The sequence below is a fragment of the Thiorhodococcus minor genome (assembly GCF_010820565.1).
GTDB lineage: Bacteria > Pseudomonadota > Gammaproteobacteria > Chromatiales > Chromatiaceae > Thiorhodococcus > Thiorhodococcus minor.
In genome coordinates this window covers 17,909-35,392 of sequence record NZ_JAAIJQ010000060.1, presented here as the reverse complement: position 1 = coordinate 35,392, position 17,484 = coordinate 17,909, and the positions used below count along the sequence as shown (strand labels likewise).

Here is a 17,484-nt window from a genome sequence, read left to right as displayed (position 1 = left end):
TGCTGCTGACGTTGGAGAATTGCCGCGCGAGCGTCGCCGAGCTGGTCGACGCCATCGGACAGCTGGATCAATGGGTCCCGAATGACCATGATGCACTGCTTGCGGAGTGACTGCGGGGTGGCCGGATTTGTGGGGATACCTCAGGGTCGAACATATTTTCCACGAGCAGCTACCCCTCCCGATCCTGAGCCGCCTCTTCTCCGCCAAGCGCGAAGTGCCGCTCCAGCACCTCGGCAAGCCGTTCGGACTTCTTGGTCTCGCATTCCCAAATCACGACCGTCCGCCACCCCAGAGCCTCCAATTGCGCCATAGCCTCGCGGTCGCGCTCGACGTTCCGGTCGAACTTGCTCCGCCAAAACTCGACTCGAGTCTTCGGCGTCGTCGCCTTCGGGCAACCGGGATGCCGATGCCAGAAGCACCCGTGAACGAAAACGACGGTGCGGTGCTTCGGCAAGACGATGTCGGGAGTTCCGGGCAGATCCTTGCGGTGCAGCCTGAAGCGGAATCCGAGCGCGTGCAGGGCGCGGCGCACGCGCAGTTCGGCCGAGGTGTTCTTGGAAGCCACTCTCGACATGAGCCAGGAGCGACGCTCCGGAGCAAGCCGGTCCACCGTCGCCCTGGACCTCAGACGAACGCCGCCGTCGGAACCCGCTCCCCGTACAGCTTCTCGGCGATCACGCGGAAGAGCGCCTCGGAGATGATCGGAGAAACGCTGTTTCCGATCATTCGAAACGAGTGCCACACCGTCGGATGGAACAGATGGGAGTCCGGAAAGCCTTGCAGGCGCGCCGCTTCCCTGACGGTGATCACCCTCGGATAGTCCGGATGGATGGGACGCACGGACTGGTAGGATCCTCGATCCGATCCGGTCCCGGCCCGTAGCGTCGGACACTGCCCGTCCCACCGCAACCGAGGATGACGCCCGACTTCGTCTTTGCCGCCAGGCTCGACGCGCGCGAAACGCTCGACGACGTTGGGCGCGTGCGCGGTGGTCCGGTGACTCGTGAACAGGCGATCCGGGGCTCTGAGTCGACGGGCATAGTCGGATGTCGGGGCGAGATCCGGGATCCGCCAGACGTCGAATCCGTCCCTTTCGCCCACCTCGATCACGCCTTCCAAGTCGCCGATCGCGTCCCGGACGGTCGCCGCCGGACGCTTGGCGGCTTCGATGTCTTCCGGAAGGATGGCGTCGCCCCGATCCTTGCGGACACCAACGACGAACAGCCGCGGCCGGGCCGTCGCCGCTCCGAAATCGGCAGCGTCCAGAATCGTCGGCCCAAACAAGGCGTAGTCGTCGCGGACGTAGGTCAGCGCGCCTTCGAGCTCGTCTCGGGCGTTTCGGTAGGCAAGACCTCGTACGTTCTCCATCACGAAAAAGGTGGGACCGGTCTCGGCCACCAGGCGGTAGAAATGCGCCAACAGACGCCGACGCGGATCCGAACGATCACGTCTGCCGATGTCGCTGAACCCTTGACAGGGCGGGCCTCCGAATATTCCGTCGACACTCCCTCCAGCAACCGTTCGCAAATCATCGCCGCGCAGGCCAGACACGTCGCGCAATTCGTGACGAGTGGACGGAAAGTTGAACTCGAAAGAAGAGCTTAGGATGGGATCGTTGTCGAACGCCGTGGTCACGTGAAAGCCGGCCCGATGCGCGCCCAGGGAAAATCCTCCACACCCCGCGAATAGATCGATCAGCAAAGGCTTTGTGGTGGAGGCGAAGAATTCCATGATCGAGAAGCTACCATCATCGCAACAATTCGTCGATCGCGGCCGGCGGATCGGACGCTGTTGGCCGGAGTGCCGGCAGCCCCCACCGTAGGCCGCCCGGTCTGCGAGGAACGATTCCGACCTGCGTTCGCCTCGAAACCGCGACGTCAGCGTCGTTCGATCGTAGGTAGCTTCTCGGGTCGTTAGGTTCGCGAGCTCGTCAACGGGGCACCGAAAAATGATCGTTGCCCGCCGCCGGATCAGACTTCGGCTGCCAAAAGGGAAGGATAGAATCTGTAGAAGTTTCTGTAATCTTGAATAAACTGGCTCGTATTCATGCCATTGCCAAGTTCGAAGCCCAGGTCGGCGGCGATTTTCTCGGGTTCGGATTCGGCGATTTTCTGCTCGAGGAACAGCCGCTCGCGGAGCGTGAGATCTGGCACGGCGAGCCGGCGAACATCGCCCCAATCGCTTACGCCGTATGGCCATCGCTCGATTCCGATCGCTTCGCGCATTTCGCCTACGCGATTCCTCTCGACGACCGCTCCGGTGATCGACAGCATCTGTTGGCCGTCGGCATACCTGACCAGGGACAGGGGAACGAAGGTTCTCTTACCTGTCAACGGAAGAGCTTGCGTCGCCGCCCGCCCGAATGCGCGAGAAAGCAGCACCGGATATCCGTCCTTGTCCATATCGTCAGCTCCAGCATCCGACGGCAGGTACTCCTCGATGCGCTTCTCGATTACCTCGAATCGGCGTTCGCGCATCTCCTTGCCATCGTAGTGCGAGCCGTCGCCCTTCTTTCCGTCGAACAAACTGGCCGGATTGGCATTGACCGTAACTCGGACGACGTCGCTATCCTGCAGTTTATTCAAAAGCGTCTGAAACTCTCGGATCTGCTTCCCGATGTCTCTCGGAGCCGTGTAGTCCAACCAGACGATCACTCCGGCAGCATCCTCCGCGTTCCCCTCACGCAGAACGTCGTCGAATTCGTCCACCACTTCGGCGGATTTCCGGCAAAGACAGGCGCAGGATCCTACAGGGCGGTTGAACGTCTGTCGAGCAACGATATTCTTGTCGCTATCGAAAGAAATCAAACGGCCGATACCTAGGTGCCGATGCACTTGCTTGTGGTCTTCTAGCGGATAGGCCCCCATCGAAACGTAGGCAAAATCGACCAACGGCCGCCATCGTTCGTAGCGAGCCAGCAAGTCCAGAAACAGCCGCCTGTCTACCGCCTTGTGCGGACGCAGGTGGTACGGAAGCGCGTCCCCCTTCATTCGCTCGCTCTCCTGGCGCCCTCCAAGGCGTACGCGAACGAGCGTTTGCCCACTTCTTCGTTCTTGAGTTCCTGATCTTCGAAGAAGAACCGACGGACGATTTCGATTTCCTCTTTATTCGCAAGGAAACTGATTCGGGCATCGGTGTTCTCGCGCGGCGGTGCCGGGAGGTCGGGGCGAAAGACCTGGATTTCGCCGAAGCGCCTGGTTTTCCTGAGCGGCAATGCTTCGCTCCGAACCTTGTTGCGAATGTCAGTCAAACTGCATTTGCTGCTTCGCTTGTAGAATTCGTTTCGTTCTTCGGGAAATTTCTTCCACCGGTTCGTGAACTTGGTCAGTTCCTTTGTCGCATCTCGCATCATGTCCTTCGCCACCGAATACACGCTGGACGCGGCGTCGATCCCGCGCTTCGTCGTCGTCAAGGGCAACAGCGAGGGATCCTCCGAATACAGGAGCACGATGCCGGTGATGGGGATGAACTGTCCATGAAAGTTCGGCACGCCGGATTCGCCCCAACCCGTCAGTCGAGTTCTGTCCTTCCAGATCACCACGCGATCATTGCAGACGACGACCCACCCGGCGTCGTCGGTCGAACCGCGCGATTCTTCTTCGGTTTCCAGCTCTTCCTTCGTGAGCAGTGGACGGTAGAAGCCCGCATAGATCTCGCAGTCGACGCCTTCGATCTGCCCTCGATAGACGAACGGAGCGATTTGTGCCGAATCCGAGGACTCTGTCGACCAAAGCAACCGAAAGGGTGCCGGCCTGACTCGCGCGATATCAGAATCGATTTCGTCGGGCGATCCGATCCTCACCTCGAAACCTTTCTCCAGAATCAACGAGTAGTGGCGGGCCACCAGCTTCCGAAAATCGTCGACCTTCTGACGATCCCCGAAAAACCTCCGCGCCTCGTCACCCAGTTTCAATATCTGGATTCTCGTGCCGAGACCGGTGAATTCCGACTCGTCGAGACTATAGATTTCCAAGTCTTCCCAGATGTCGTCAGCCATCCATTCGGGCGTGAACTCAACGTAGAAGGCTTCGTCATCTCCGTGCCGAGATTGGACGATCGCATTGGTTCCCATTTTGAAGATCGCCCGCTTCATGCCAATTCCGTACATCCCGATGGTAGCCGGCGCATCGCTCGGAGCATCCTGCGGGCGTCCCATGGCGAACGCGTAACGTCGAGCCACATCTAGGGGGATGCCTCCGCAATTGTCCTCGATCACGAATTCCTGCTCGGACAGAATCAATTTCGCCTTGTACCCTTCGTAAGGACGCCGACTGTCCCGATCGATGGATCCCGTGCGAAGCACTCCATCGAGGCAGTTGTCAAGAAGATCCAACAGCGCATCGCCCAATTCGATGTCCCGCGTAAGCATCCGAACGAAAAAATCTTTCGTTGGTGAGGCTCGGGCCTCGCCGAGGCTATCCTGTCCCTGACGATCTTGTTGATTGGTCATGCGCTTTCCTTCCCAAGAGGGGGTATCTGTGGCGGCGTCTGGCTGTCCTCGATTCGATGCGGACGCTTCGCCTCGCGAGTCCAAATCGCTCCCGCAGCGCGATCCTGTCGCCGCTGCGCATACCGAATTCGCAGCCCTCGAATCGCAACTCGGTCGACTGCGAGTCCGGTAGATCGCCCTTTATTGCAATAGATGCGTTCCACCAACTGGATACGAAGATGCGCCTTCCTGTCAAGATGCGGCTCGATAGAGGTCGAAGTCATCGTTGTGGATGCCGACCTGCTCCCAGGTACCGTCGTCGCCGCACCGCTCGGCGGTGAGCGTTTCGAGGATCCAGCGCCCAATCCAGGCCGGCAGGTGCACGCCCACGCGGGGTCGAACCTCACATGTAACACGCTGTTCAAACGAGGGTGGCGGGGACAAACCCGCGTAGGTCGGGGTGAGCAACGGCGAACGTCCTTGCCTTCGGCATTATTGTATATACAATAATATTCATGACCATCACCCTCGATCCCGCCAAGGACCGTCTGAACGTCGCCAATCATGGGCTGTCGTTAGCGTTGGCGGCGGATCTGGAATGAGATCTAGCGTGGGTGAACGAAGTGCCCGCGAGGCCTACGGCGAGAAGCGCTGGATTGGCTTCGCGCCCATCGGTCGGGCCGTCTATTGCGTTGTGTTCACGGAAACCGACGAGGTTTATAGACTCGTCAGTCTGCGCAAAGCCACCCCGAAAGAGGTTCGAGACGATGCACGTCACATCACCCTCCGGCCGGATCTTTGACCTGCCGAGCCCCGAGGAAGAGGCCCGCATCCGCAAAGGCATCGCGAAGGACCCCGACACCCACGAGCTGGACGACGAAGAATTGGCCCAGACGCGTCCGCTCGGCCGCTCGCCCGGGCGCCCGAAAGCCGACTCCACCAAGCAGCCAGTCTCCATTCGCCTCTCGCCCGAGGTGGTCGAATATTTCAAGGCCGAAGGGCCGGGATGGCAGACGCGTATCGACGCAGTGCTGCGCGAGCACGTCAAGACGCATCAGTAATGCCGGCCAGGGAACGCAAAAGGGTCGCGCCATCCCCTGCCGCGCCAAGCGCTCCACCGCGATCCCCTGTGCCCGGTCGTCGAACAAACCATGCCTATCCGGTTGCCTCCCACACCATGCCGCGGGTCCCGCAATGCGGCCGATTTTTCTCATGCACTCGCCGATCCAGGGGTCTGACGGCTCGCAGAAGTGGCTTGTGCCGCACTTTCGGCTCGAAAACACAACTAGCATGGAATCGTTGGGTAGCAACCGGATAGGCATGGAACAAACGATCCTTCCGCCCGGCCGCCCCTGGACCGCCAGGCCAGTGCTGCTTGGTGGGAAAGCTGATCGCCGCCCAGGGGTTGCTGCCCTGCGTCTTCATCGCCTCAGAGATGCTGCTGAGCACAGCGAGTCCCTTGGAGGTCAGGCGCACCCGGCATAGCGACGCGACTCCTCTGGACCGGCCCAATCGACCGTCCTTATCATGTGTCGAGGTAGCCTTCCGCTATGTACATTAGCCGGCAACGCCGACGAACCCTCGCGGCGTCATCACCCAGCGATGGCGCAGAGACATACCCTCTCCGCCCGAGGAATCTCAGATGAGTCAATCCCCATTGCGCGTCGGCGTCGGCGGCCCGGTCGGCTCCGGCAAGACCGCGCTGCTCGACCTGCTGTGCAAGCGTCTGCGCGATCGCTTCGAGATCGCCGTGGTGACCAACGACATCTACACGCGCGAGGATGCCGAGTTTCTGATCCGCAGCCAGGCGCTGCCGGCCGAGCGCATCGTCGGCGTCGAGACCGGCGGCTGTCCGCACACCGCGATTCGCGAGGATGCCTCGATGAACCTAGCGGCCGTGGAGGACCTCCAGCAGCAGTTCCCCGACCTGGATGTCGTCTTCGTCGAGAGCGGCGGCGACAACCTGAGCGCCACCTTCAGCCCCGAGCTGGCGGATCTGACCCTCTACGTCATCGACGTTTCAGAGGGCGAGAAGATCCCGCGTAAGGGCGGCCCCGGCATTACGCGCTCCGATCTATTGGTCATCAACAAGATCGACCTCGCGCCCCATGTGGGTGCTTCTCTGGACATCATGGAGCAGGACAGCCAGCGGATGCGCGGCGAGCGGCCCTTCGTCTTCACCAATCTCAAGACGGGCGAGGGCCTGGAAACCGTCATGGATTTCGTGATCGAGCGCGGGATGCTGCGAACCGCATAAACGCCAGACGCGACGCTGGAGCGTCGCTGACTTGCTCCAACGCGGGAGCGGGAGCGTTGGAGCCAGAGCGAGGCATTACACCAAGGCCAATCCGGCGTCGCGTCCTTTGCGTCTTTGCGGTTCTTCGATCGATCTGCCGCCGGTCAGTCGTCCGGATACTCAGCCGCCCGCCGTGCATCTCCCCGCACCTTGTCGGCTGGATAGCGCCGCTCGTTGATGGCGATCTTCTCGTCGGCGGCGGCGAGGAGGTCGATTCCGAGACGCTCGGAGAGCCGGACGAGGTAGTTGAGGATGTCGGCCATCTCGTGCGCAACCTCGCGCCGCTTGGCGTCGTCCAGGGCCGCGCTCTGGGCCTCCGTCAGCCATTGGAAGTGCTCCAGCAGCTCGCCCGCCTCCCCGGCGAGGGCCATGGCGAGGTTCTTGGGCGAATGGAACTGCTCCCAGTCGCGCGCCTGGGCGAACCGGAGCAGCCTGGCGTTGAGCGCGTCCAGGCTGTCAGGCATCGCCACCCGCCTCGGCGCTCAGACGCTCGCGAGCCCGCTGGATGGCGACACGAACCTGCGCCGGGGCGGTTCCGCCGATGTGATCCCTGGCCGCGACCGAGCCCTCCAGCGTCAGCACCTCGAAGACATCCTCGCCGATCGCGCCCGAGAAAGGCTGCAGCTCGGCCAGCGTCAGCTCGGCGAGGTCGCGCCCCTCGCGCACCCCCAGCGCAACCGCCTTGCCGACGATCTCGTGGGCGTCGCGGAAGGGGATGCCCTTGCGCACCAGGTAGTCGGCCAGGTCCGTCGCCGTGCTGAAGCCCTGCTTGGCGGCCTCGCGCATGCGCTCGCGGTTGCAGGTGACGTGCGCCATCATGTCCGCATAGACCTTGAGCGAGCCCTTGAGGTTATCGACGGTGTCGAACAGCGGCTCCTTGTCCTCCTGGTTGTCCTTGTTGTAGGCCAGCGGCTGGGACTTCATGAGGGTGAGCAGGCCCATGAGGTGGCCGAAGATGCGTCCGCTCTTGCCGCGCACCAGCTCGGGCACGTCCGGGTTCTTCTTCTGCGGCATGATCGACGAGCCGGTGCAGAAGCTGTCCGAGAGCTCGACGAAGCCGAACTGGGCGGATGACCAGAGGATGAGCTCTTCGGAGAAGCGCGACAGGTGCATCATGAGGATGGCCGCGTCCGCCGTGAATTCGATCGCGAAGTCGCGGTCAGAGACGGCATCGAGAGAATTCTCCGCCGGACGGTCGAAGCCCAGCAGCTCGGCGGTGTAGTGGCGGTCGATGGGATAGGTCGTCCCGGCCAGGGCGGCGGCGCCGAGCGGCATGACATTCATGCGCCGCCGGCAATCCGCGAAGCGATCGCAGTCGCGGTCGAGCATCTCCAGCCAAGCGAGCATGTGGTGCCCGAAGGTGATGGGCTGGGCGACCTGCAGATGGGTGAAGCCGGGAAGGACGGTCTCGGCCTCGCGCTCGGCGAGATCGAGCAGCGCCTGCTGCAGACGCCGGATCTCGGCGCGAATGGTGTCGATCTCATCGCGCAGCCAGAGCCGGACGTCGGTTGCGACCTGATCGTTGCGCGAGCGCCCCGTGTGCAGTTTTTTCCCCGCGTCGCCGATGTCCGCCGTGAGTGCGGACTCGATATTCATGTGGACGTCTTCCAGCGGGATCGACCAGGCGAAGTCGCCCGCGTCGATGCGCGCCCTGACGGTCTCCAGCCCCGTCACGATGGCGTCACGCTCGGCCTGGGTGAGGATGCCCTGCCGCGCGAGCATGGTGGCGTGGGCGATCGAGCCCTGGATGTCATAGCGGTAGAGGCGCCGATCGAAGTCGACGGAGGCGGTGAAGGCCTCGACGAAGGCGTCTGTCGGCGCGTTGAAGCGTCCGGCCCAGGGCTTGGAAGAGGTGGTCTCGTGCATCGGAAGGTCCAGCAGCTCGCAAAACGGTCATTCTACACATTGGAGTCGAGGCCGAGTCGACCTCGCCAGGACCGCGCTCTAGGGCTCGCAAGATCGCCTAACGAATGAGCGTCGAGCGGCCAATACACAGCACGCGCCGAGCTGGAAAGCGGCCCGCGTCACAGTCTCGAAGACCTCACAGCCCACAGATGCCTGTGAAACCCGCACTCGGCCACAGTTTCGCGGCGAGCCGCCCGAAGCTGAGATCCATATCTCATCCGGTTGTTCTGGCAAGCCTTATAGTCTGGCCATCCTCACTGGAGGCAGGACATCGACGATCGGTAGCCAACTGCGGTCGGCAGAGACCGGCCGGGGCCGAGCGGGCTTGGGCGATGCCCGTTGTCGAGAAAAGTGATGGTGCTCGCTAGGCCTCGAATCCGCTGAGCGCGTGCTGCGGAAGCCTGCCAGCGAAGCTCGCCCAGACACCGGCTCCAGGCTCAGCCCGACTCGGGAGGTCTGAAAACTGTCGCAGTGCGTCGGCTGAGCCCTCTGCTCAGCTCAATCCAGGGTAGCGGGGATCATGATGAGGATTCTGGTCGTCGATGACGAATTTCCGAGCCGGCAATGCCTGCGGCGGCTGCTCGCCAGCACTGGGGGCGATCACGAGCTCGCGGGAGAGGCGACTGACGCCTTCGAGGCCATCGCGCGCTGCCGTGCCCAGCCGATCGATCTCGTGCTCATGGACACCGAGCTGCCCGGAATGACGGTAGAAGAAGCGACGCGTCAGCTGGCAAAGCTGGAGCGCCCGCCGGCAATCATCTTCCTGGCATCGGACGATGAATCCAATCCTGCCATGGCCGAGCGACCTGTCGCCGGCTGCCTGCTCAAGCCGGTCAACGAAGACCAGCTGCGCGAGGCATTGAACATCGCAAGGAGGCTAGCCTTGCCCAGACCCCAGCATGTCGAAAAAGAGGAAGAGATGGCAGCCGAGACGCCGCAGCGCGCCGAGATCAGCGCGCGCTATCGCGGCGGCGTTCGGACCGTAGCCATCGCGGACATCATCTTTCTGCAGGCGGACCAGAAGTACGTCAATGTGCGCCACCTCGACGGCGAGCTGTTGGTGGACGAATCGCTGCGCTCGTTCGAGCGGGAATTCCCGGATCTCTTCCTGCGCATCCATCGCAATGCCCTGGTCGCGCGCTCCAGGCTGAAGGGCCTGGTCAAGCTGACGGATGGGACCACACGGGTCGAGCTGCTCGATTGCGACGACCGTCTGGCGATCAGCCGCAGACACCTGCCCGAGGTCCGCCGCTGGCTGCGCGAGCGCGACGCCAAAACGACACATCGGTTGAGCCCCCGACGTTTCGACCCAAGAGTCGACCAGCAGAGGCGCTGAGCCGCGGCAGACTTTCCGCGATCGCCATGGGGCGCCAGGTGCGTTTGACGCGCACCCGGCGCCCTTTCTTTTTGCGGCGGCTGGACACGCCCTCCCGAGCGACGCGGTTTTCCCGGTATAGTCCCAACGCAAATCGCACCCCCATCCCGTGCCGGCTGTGCGCCGGCAGCCCAGCACGGACCTGGAGACCCATGACCCCTTTGACCGAAACCCTCGCCCTCATCGCCGCACTGGGCATCGCCGCTCAGTGGCTCGGCTGGCGGCTGAAGATCCCAACCATCGTCCTGCTGGTCGCCTTCGGCATCCTTATCGGCCCGGTGCTCGGGATCATTCGGCCCAGCGAGGCGCTCGGCCCGGCCTTTCCATCCCTCATCTCGCTCGGCGTCGCCGTCATCCTCTTCGAGGGCGGACTCAGCCTGCGCTGGCACGAGCTCAAGCAGACGGCGACCGGCGTCAAGCGATTGGTCACGCTGGGCGTGGTCTTGAGCTTGGGGCTCGGCGCCCTTGCGGCGCATTGGATCGGCGCCCTGTCCTGGCCGGTCGCGCTGGTCTTCGCCGCCATCGCTGTGGTGACCGGGCCGACCGTGATCCTGCCCCTTCTGCGCCAGGCGCGCCTGAGGCGCCGGCCGGCGTCCTTCCTCAAGTGGGAGGGCATCGTCAACGATCCCACGGGCGCCCTCCTGGCCGTACTCTTGTTCGAGTATTTCGTCTCGCCCGGAGCGCCGGATCTCGGCCACACCTTCGCGGAGCTAGCCTTGGGCCTGCTCAGCGCGGGGCTCCTCGGCGGGGTTGGCGGCTGGCTGCTCGGCCGGGCCTATCTGGCCGGCAAGGTCCCCGAATATCTCAAGGGCCCCGTCGCCCTGGGCGCCGCCCTCGCCGCCTTCGGACTCGCCAACCTGGTGATGGAAGAGGCCGGTCTGGTCGCTGCCACGGCGCTGGGTGTGGTGCTGGGCAACATGGGCCTGCCCAGCATCGAGGAGGTGCGCCGTTTCAAGGAATCTGTCGCCATGCTGCTGGTCGCGGGCCTCTTCCTGCTGCTCACCGCGGACCTGGACCCGGACATCCTGCTCGCGCTCGACTGGCACAGCGCCCTGCTCATCCTAGCCATGCTCTTCCTGGTGCGTCCGCTCACCATCTGGCTGGCGACCATCGGGGCCGGCATGAGCTGGCAGGAGCGCCTGCTCATCGGCTGGATCGCGCCGCGCGGCATCGTCGCCGCCGCCGTCGCCGGCGTGCTGGGACCCGGCCTGGCGGCGCGCGGCTATGCGGACGGCGACCTGCTGCTGCCGCTGATCTTCACCCTGATTCTCACGACCGTCCTGCTGCACGGCTTCAGCCTGAGCTGGCTCGCCCGCAAGCTCGACCTCAGCGCCTCGCCGCGCCAGGGACTGCTGATCAGCGGGGCCAACCCCTGGAGCACTGGACTCGCGCAGGCGCTGCATTCCTACAAGGTGCCCGTCCTCATGACGGATCGCGCCTGGCATCGGCTGCGCCGCGCCCGCCACGCCGGCCTGCCGGTGTACTTCGGAGAGCTGCTCTCCGAGCACGCCGAGAGCGAGCTGGAGCTCAGCGACTATGGCACCCTGCTCGCCATCAGCAGCAACGACGCCTACAACTCGCTGGTCTGCGCCCAATACACGCCGGCCTTCGACCGCCGGCATGTCTACCAGCTCGCGGCCGAGCCCTCGCACGCCAGCCGCAAGCCAGGCTCGGGGACGCGCGGGCGGACCTTCATCGACGGCGAGATCCAATACGAAGACCTGCAGCGCGGCTGGTATCGCGGCTGGACCTTCCAAGCGACCTCCATCACCAAGGAGTTCGGCGTCAGCCAGCTGCTCGAGGTGCTGCCCGAAGGCGCCCTGCCCGTGCTCATCATCAGCAAGGATGCCGGGGTGCGGCTGCTGGCCGCGGACGAGGAGATCAAGGCGGAGCCTGGGCAGCGCCTGCTTTGGTTCGGAACCAAGCAGGAGCGCCTCAAGACCAACGAGGACAGCCCCGAGACTCAGGAAGGCGAGCCGGAGCGCCTGCCGGACACCAGCCAATAGGCCAGCGCCAGCAGGCCGATCCAGGCCGCCGCGAGCCAGCCGATGGTGCCGTCGTAGTCGCCAACCAGGAAGGCGAGCGGCGCGCCCTCATTGCCGTCCGTGACCTTGCGGCCCACCTGGATCACCAGCACCCACCCGGCATGCAGTCCGATGCACCAGCCGATATGGCCGGTGCGCTCGCGGATCAGGGCGAGGAAGACGCCGACCATGAAGAGCGCGGCGAAGGAGTCCAGATTGCGCCACTGGAAGAGGTCGCCCAGCGCATAGAGCACCATCCAGAAGGCACCGGCCGCATCGAAGGGCATGCCCTCGGGCAGGGCGCCGGGCTTCATGAAGTGGACCGCGGCATAGAGCAGCGCGCTCCAAATCACCGCCGATCGCAGGCCCTCGGCGCGACGGATCGCCGAATAGAGCGCGCCACGGAAAAAGGTCTCCTCCATGAGCCCGATCAAGAGACCGCCGACCAAGGCTTGCAGCACCTTGCTCAGGACGCTCGACCAGCTCGGCGGCGTCGGATCCGGCACGCGGATGTCGAGCATCAGCAGGGCAGCCAGCAGGATGGACAGGACCATGACCCCCAGCACCCAGCCCCAACCGATCGAGCGCCGCATCAGGCCCCATGGCGGTGCGTAGCCGACCGAGTCGCGATCGGCCACTCGCAGGGCGAGCAGCAGGGGCCAAATGCCAAGGAGGATGAAGGCCTGCGCCAGCCGACTCATGACGCGATGCGGCTCCAGGTCGACCCAACCGCCCGTCATCAAGGGGACGGATGCCATTGCGGCAAGGATCAGGCAAGCGAGGAGATAGGCGAAGAAGATGGCGGTGACGCGCATGTGACGATCGTGCGGACTGAAAGGAGACGGCCATTCTCGCGGCAAGCCACGACAGGCGCAAAATCCAATCGAAACGCCAGGGGCACGACTGCCTCGGCGCTGGGTTCTGCAAGCCGTGACACTGCCGAGACTTGGAAGCCGCTGTAAGATCAACCAAGTCGATTCAACGACACGGCCGATCACTGCCCCGGGATGTCAATGCTCATCGTCTCCGACCTCGACGGTACCCTTCTCAACGCCGAGCACCGACTGGGCGAGGAGACCCGTCGGGTCTTGCTGGCCCTGGTCGATCGCGGATTCGAGCTGGTGCTGGCCTCTGGCCGGCACTTTCAGGACATCCGCTGCCATGCGCAGATCCTGAGTGCGGGCGGCTGCCTCATTTCGAGCAATGGGGCCGCGATCCACGACCGGCAGGGGCAGCTGCTGCATCACCATCCCATCGATGCCGACTGCCTCGACTTCCTCTTGCGCGATCCGCTGTTCGACGCGGTCCACACCAACGTCTACCGGGCGGGCGACTGGCTGGTGAGCTCCGCCGAGCCGAGACTGCTCGAGTACCACCAGGAGTCGGGATTCGCCTACCGCATCCGCGACTTCGCCGCGCTCGACGACGAGCCCGTACTCAAGGTCTTCTATTATTCGGAGGACGTCGCGCGCCTCGAGCGCCTGGAGGGCGCGATCCACGAGCGGCTCGCGGACCGGGTGACGACCACCTATTCGCTGCCGGTGGTCCTGGAAGTCATGGCGCGCGGCGTCTCCAAGGGGGATGCGCTCGCTCGCACGCTCGCGCGGCTCGACATCTCGGCCGAGGAAGTCATTGCCTTCGGTGACGGCCGTAACGACATCGAAATGCTGCGGCTTGCCGGGGCCCGGGCGATCATGGCGAATGCCGCGCCCTGGCTGAAGGCGGCGCTGCCCCAAGCGGAGGTCATCGGATCCAATGCCGAGGAAGCGGTTGCCCAATACCTGCGTGAGCACTACCTGGACAGACACCCCTGACGGCAGTCACTCATCCAGACGCAAGCCATGGAGGAAAGCCCAAGCGATGCCGCTAGCACGCATCAAGCATGTCTCCGGTGAGCGCGTTGCCGGCGGGGACCTGGCGGGATCAGCCGGGCATCTCGGCTCGCCCCCTCTTGCCCCATGAGCCAAAACCCTTGCGCCACGGACGAGCAGCTGCGGGCCACGCTGATCGACGAGGCCTTCCGTCAGGGGCGCGCGGGCATCCCCATGACGGCCGTCGCCATCCTGGGCATAGCCGTGATCCACTGGCTCCATACCCAGACGCTGATCCAGCCGCTCTGGCTGGTGATCGGGCTCTCCTTCAGCGTCCTGCGAGCCGTCCTGCTCCGCATCTACGAGCGCCGCAGAGATCGACTGAGCACGGCCACGCGGGAGCGGATGTTCGTCTGGCCCCTGATCGCCGCAGCACTGGTCTGGGGCACCCTACCGTTCCTGGTCTTCCCCGGCGCGGGGGCCTCCGAGCGACTGGCCATCATCGCCATCGTCGCCGGCCTGGCTGGGGGCGGCTCGGCCATCCTCGCGCCGGTGCTCTGGTCGGCACGCTTCTACCTCCTCTGTTTGATGCTGCCAGCCGCTGTCATGGTCTTCGACACCCCGACCTCGGGGCCCGTCGTCGCCGCCTTGGCGTTCTGTTTCGTGCTGGTGATGCTCATCAGCCACCAACAGGGTCGACGCATCCTCTTGGCCGGTCAGCAGCGTCTGCTGGAGAACCAAGGCTTGCTCGACGAAACCCACCGCCAGCGTGGTCTGGTCGAGCAGCTCAACGAAGAGCTCCTGGCCGCGCAAAAGGCCCTGCTGGCCTACGACTCGCGACTCGAGAAGGAGGTCGAGGAGCGCACGGCGCGCAACCGGCTCGCCTCCGCGGTCATCGAGAACACGGCGGAAGGTGTCATGGTCATGACGCCGGAGGCGACCATCGTCGAGGTCAACCCGGCCTTCACGCGCATTACGGGCTACCCGTCCGCGGAGGCCATCGGCCAACCGGCGCGCATCTTGCGCTCGGACAAGCACGAGGCGCGCTTCTTCGAGCTTGGCTGGCAGAAACTGCGCTCCACGGGCCGCTGGGAAGGCGAAATGTGGAGCCGCCGGCGCGACGGCGCAATCTTTCTCGAGCGCCGCACCATCGACTCCGTGCGCAACAGCGCGGGCGAGGTGACGCACTACGTCTCCGTCTTCAACGACATCACAGACGACTACGAAAAAGACCAGCAGCTGCTCCATCAGGCACTCCACGATCCGCTCACCGGCCTCGGCAACCGCAAGCTGCTGATGGAGCGCCTCGACCACTGCATCGCGCGCGCGGCGCGCTACCGCAAGCGGCTTGGGGTGCTCTTCTTCGACCTCGATCAATTCAAGGCGGTCAACGACAGTCTGGGGCACCACATCGGCGACGAGCTGCTGCGCGGCATCGCCCAGCGTCTTTCCAAGCGCCTGCGCGCCAGCGACACCCTGGCGCGGCTCGGCGGCGACGAGTTCGTCGTGCTCATGAGCGACCTGGAAAGACCGACGGACGCGGTCGTGCTCGCGCAAGGACTCCTCGACGTCTTCTCCGAGCCCTTCGAGCTTCCGGAGACGCGCATCCACATGCGCACGTCCTTGGGCATCGCCATCTATCCGGACGACGGGACGGAGCCTGACGTGCTCATGAAGAATGCCGACATGGCCCTCTATGCGGCCAAGGCGGCCGGCCGAAACACCTACCACTTCTTCCAGCCCGCCTTCGCGGAGCAGGCCCGTCAACGGCTCGAGCTGGAGCTCGCGCTGCGCGACGCCATCGAGCGTCAGGAGCTGTCCTTGCACTATCAGACCAAGGTCTGCGCAAGGGACCAGGCAGCCCAAGGCTTCGAGGCGCTCCTGCGCTGGAATCGGCCCAGGATCGGCTTCGTACCGCCCGACAGCTTCGTGCCCGTCGCCGAGGATTGCGGACTCATCGGCCAGATCGGTGCCTGGGTGCTCTCGGAGGCCTGTCGCCAGATCGCGCGCTGGGAGGCGGCCGGCCACGGCTGGCAGAAGGTCGCCATCAACGTCTCGGCGCGCCAGCTCATCCACGACGACCTGGTCGGCATGATCCGCGAAGAATGCCGACGTCACCGCATCAGCCCATCGCTGCTCGAGGTCGAGGTCACGGAGAGCTGCATCATGTCCAACCCGGAGCAGACCACGCCCATCCTCGCGGCGCTCCAGGCCATGGGCGTGCGTATCGCCATCGACGACTTCGGTACCGGGCATTCGAGCCTCGCCTATCTGCGCCGGCTGCCGGTCGACATCATCAAGATCGACAAGTCGTTCGTGCGAGAGGCCATGTCGGACAAGCCGACCGCGGCCATCGTCAAGACCATCATCGGACTCAGCAAGACGCTAGAGAAGCAGGTCGTCGCCGAGGGCGTCGAGACGGCCGAGCAAGTCGACATGCTGGCACGCCAGGGCTGCGACAGCCTCCAGGGCTACTTCTTCTCCAGGCCGCTGCCGGCCGCGGACATCGAGCATCAGTGGCATGCCGGGCCGTCCGCGTCGGCAACAGGCTCCTGAGACAGCCAATCCGTCACGACAAAGAGAGCCACGGGCGATTGCGCGACGGCTCGACTGCGGTTTGTCACGCCGGAGCCGCAATCGCATCATCCTAATTGGAGCAGTCAGCTCCCGCCGCCAGCGGCGGAACATCATATAGCTGGGGGATTTTCTCGCCGACCAGCCGCTCACCCGTTGGGTGACTCAGCGAAGACCTGAAAGCAGAGCCGAAACAAAGCTTTGAGCTGGCTGCTGGTGGCTGGCAGCTCTTTCCAGGATCATTGATGCTGGCGGCTGCAGCCCTGGGGGTATCGGCCTCTAGGCCGACACCTGTTGACCTGGAGGTGAAGGCTCCCGGAGACGCTCATGCTCGCCGCCCAAGACGGAGCCCACTGGCTATGAACGCCCCAGCTCCTCGCGCGAAGGCAGCCGCCGCATCATCTCCTTGGTCGGATGCTGCCGCCATTCCGGGTGGCGCTTGGCCTGCTCGCTGCCAGCCCGCAACGTCCGGTAGAGGTCCCAAGGCATCGGAATCCGCGGCGTATAGGCCAGCTCCCAGCGGATCCCCGAGGCATCGACGAAGAACACGGCATAGTAGCCAGGGGCATAGATGGGATAGGCCGCCGGAGCCTCGGTGACCTCGACGCCTTCCTTCAGCAGAAACTCCGCGTGGAAGCGTTCGATCTCCTTCCTGCTGCGCGCCCAGAGCGCGACATGATGAATCCCCGTGCGCTGCGCCTGGTGATCCAGGCGCTCGACGCCACGCGCCGGCTGGATGCCGATGTAGCTGTGCGGCATCGGGAAACGCGCCATGTAATAGGTCGAGCGGTAGTCGATGTCGAGCGTCCAGAAGCTCTTGTAGCCCAGCCACCCAAACATGCGGTCATAGAAGGCGACGGACCGCGCATAGTCCAGCACGGACAGCTCGATGTGGTGAATCCCTCGAAAACGCATCACAGACTCCTGATTGGCTGGTTGCCCCTGCCCTGATGGCTTAAGGCCCGAGTCCCCAGTCTAGCCTGCCCTCTCGAGCAGCGAGGCCAAGCCTGCCTGCGAGACCCGAGTAGCCAGCCAGCCCGCAAGTGTTTCCCGCCCGAGCTTTCGAGACG

The 17,484-nt window shown here is 64.2% G+C and carries 16 protein-coding genes; 7 read left to right on the top strand and 9 right to left on the bottom strand.

The annotated features are described in order from the left end of the window. Window positions 1-169: 169 nt before the first annotated feature. From G3446_RS17950 to G3446_RS17930, 5 genes are all read right to left on the bottom strand, one after another. Window positions 170-610: a very short patch repair endonuclease gene (locus tag G3446_RS17950; RefSeq protein ID WP_342450151.1), complete on the bottom strand. Its 441-nt coding sequence runs from the start codon at window positions 608-610 to the stop codon at window positions 170-172. 14 nt (window positions 611-624) lie between these two features. Continuing rightward, window positions 625-1,731, bottom strand: a complete 1,107-nt coding sequence (locus G3446_RS17945) for a DNA cytosine methyltransferase (protein ID WP_164454211.1) — start codon at window positions 1,729-1,731, stop codon at window positions 625-627. 239 nt (window positions 1,732-1,970) lie between these two features. Continuing rightward, on the bottom strand, window positions 1,971-2,990 hold the full coding sequence (locus tag G3446_RS17940) for an O-methyltransferase (protein WP_164454210.1): 1,020 nt from the start codon (window positions 2,988-2,990) through the stop codon (window positions 1,971-1,973). Beyond that, a complete protein-coding gene (locus tag G3446_RS17935; RefSeq protein WP_164454209.1) occupies window positions 2,987-4,450 on the bottom strand; it encodes an ATP-binding protein in 1,464 nt (487 codons plus the stop codon). The genes G3446_RS17940 and G3446_RS17935 overlap by 4 nt, the downstream gene beginning before the upstream one ends. A gap of 231 nt (window positions 4,451-4,681) precedes the next feature. Beyond that, window positions 4,682-4,819 (bottom strand): hypothetical protein, encoded by a 138-nt coding sequence (locus G3446_RS17930; RefSeq protein ID WP_164454208.1) that lies wholly within the window; start codon window positions 4,817-4,819, stop codon window positions 4,682-4,684. Window positions 4,820-5,027: 208 nt separating this feature from the next. On the opposite strand from G3446_RS17930, the gene G3446_RS29215 reads away from it, so the two are divergent. From G3446_RS29215 to ureG, 3 genes are all read left to right on the top strand, one after another. Beyond that, a complete protein-coding gene (locus G3446_RS29215; RefSeq protein ID WP_425338413.1) occupies window positions 5,028-5,231 on the top strand; it encodes a BrnT family toxin in 204 nt (67 codons plus the stop codon). Next, window positions 5,197-5,490: a BrnA antitoxin family protein gene (locus G3446_RS17920; RefSeq protein WP_164454207.1), complete on the top strand. Its 294-nt coding sequence runs from the start codon at window positions 5,197-5,199 to the stop codon at window positions 5,488-5,490. Before G3446_RS29215 ends, G3446_RS17920 begins: the two co-directional genes overlap by 35 nt. A gap of 581 nt (window positions 5,491-6,071) precedes the next feature. Beyond that, the gene (gene ureG / locus G3446_RS17915) at window positions 6,072-6,686 is read left to right on the top strand and encodes an urease accessory protein UreG (protein WP_164454206.1); all 615 of its coding nucleotides are present in this window, start codon (window positions 6,072-6,074) and stop codon (window positions 6,684-6,686) included. A 143-nt stretch (window positions 6,687-6,829) separates the two neighbouring features. Here the strand turns inward: ureG and G3446_RS17910 are convergent, their stop codons facing one another. Then, window positions 6,830-7,189: a nucleotide pyrophosphohydrolase gene (locus G3446_RS17910; protein WP_164454205.1), complete on the bottom strand. Its 360-nt coding sequence runs from the start codon at window positions 7,187-7,189 to the stop codon at window positions 6,830-6,832. Continuing rightward, complete coding sequence (gene argH, locus G3446_RS17905) at window positions 7,182-8,591, bottom strand: argininosuccinate lyase (RefSeq protein ID WP_164454204.1); 1,410 nt, start codon at window positions 8,589-8,591, stop codon at window positions 7,182-7,184. Before argH ends, G3446_RS17910 begins: the two co-directional genes overlap by 8 nt. 559 nt (window positions 8,592-9,150) lie before the next feature. Here argH and G3446_RS17900 point away from each other — a divergent pair. Together G3446_RS17900 and G3446_RS17895 are read left to right on the top strand one after the other, a co-directional pair. Continuing rightward, window positions 9,151-9,966 carry a LytR/AlgR family response regulator transcription factor gene (locus tag G3446_RS17900; protein ID WP_245232580.1) on the top strand — a complete coding sequence of 272 codons (816 nt, stop codon included), beginning with the start codon at window positions 9,151-9,153 and terminating at the stop codon, window positions 9,964-9,966. 191 nt (window positions 9,967-10,157) lie between these two features. Further along, window positions 10,158-12,011, top strand: a complete 1,854-nt coding sequence (locus G3446_RS17895; protein WP_164454203.1) for a cation:proton antiporter — start codon at window positions 10,158-10,160, stop codon at window positions 12,009-12,011. Here the strand turns inward: G3446_RS17895 and G3446_RS17890 are convergent. Beyond that, window positions 11,969-12,844 carry a CPBP family intramembrane glutamic endopeptidase gene (locus tag G3446_RS17890; RefSeq protein ID WP_164454202.1) on the bottom strand — a complete coding sequence of 292 codons (876 nt, stop codon included), beginning with the start codon at window positions 12,842-12,844 and terminating at the stop codon, window positions 11,969-11,971. The genes G3446_RS17895 and G3446_RS17890 overlap by 43 nt on opposite strands. A gap of 192 nt (window positions 12,845-13,036) precedes the next feature. Here G3446_RS17890 and G3446_RS17885 point away from each other — a divergent pair, with 192 nt between their 5' ends. Both G3446_RS17885 and G3446_RS17880 read left to right on the top strand, forming a co-directional pair. Then, a complete protein-coding gene (locus tag G3446_RS17885; protein ID WP_164454201.1) occupies window positions 13,037-13,843 on the top strand; it encodes a Cof-type HAD-IIB family hydrolase in 807 nt (268 codons plus the stop codon). Window positions 13,844-13,987: 144 nt separating this feature from the next. After that, window positions 13,988-16,396 (top strand): EAL domain-containing protein, encoded by a 2,409-nt coding sequence (locus G3446_RS17880; RefSeq protein ID WP_164454200.1) that lies wholly within the window; start codon window positions 13,988-13,990, stop codon window positions 16,394-16,396. A 375-nt stretch (window positions 16,397-16,771) separates the two neighbouring features. Here the strand turns inward: G3446_RS17880 and G3446_RS17875 are convergent, their stop codons facing one another. Continuing rightward, window positions 16,772-17,329, bottom strand: a complete 558-nt coding sequence (locus tag G3446_RS17875; RefSeq protein WP_164454199.1) for a VOC family protein — start codon at window positions 17,327-17,329, stop codon at window positions 16,772-16,774. Between the last annotated feature and the right edge of the window lie 155 nt (window positions 17,330-17,484).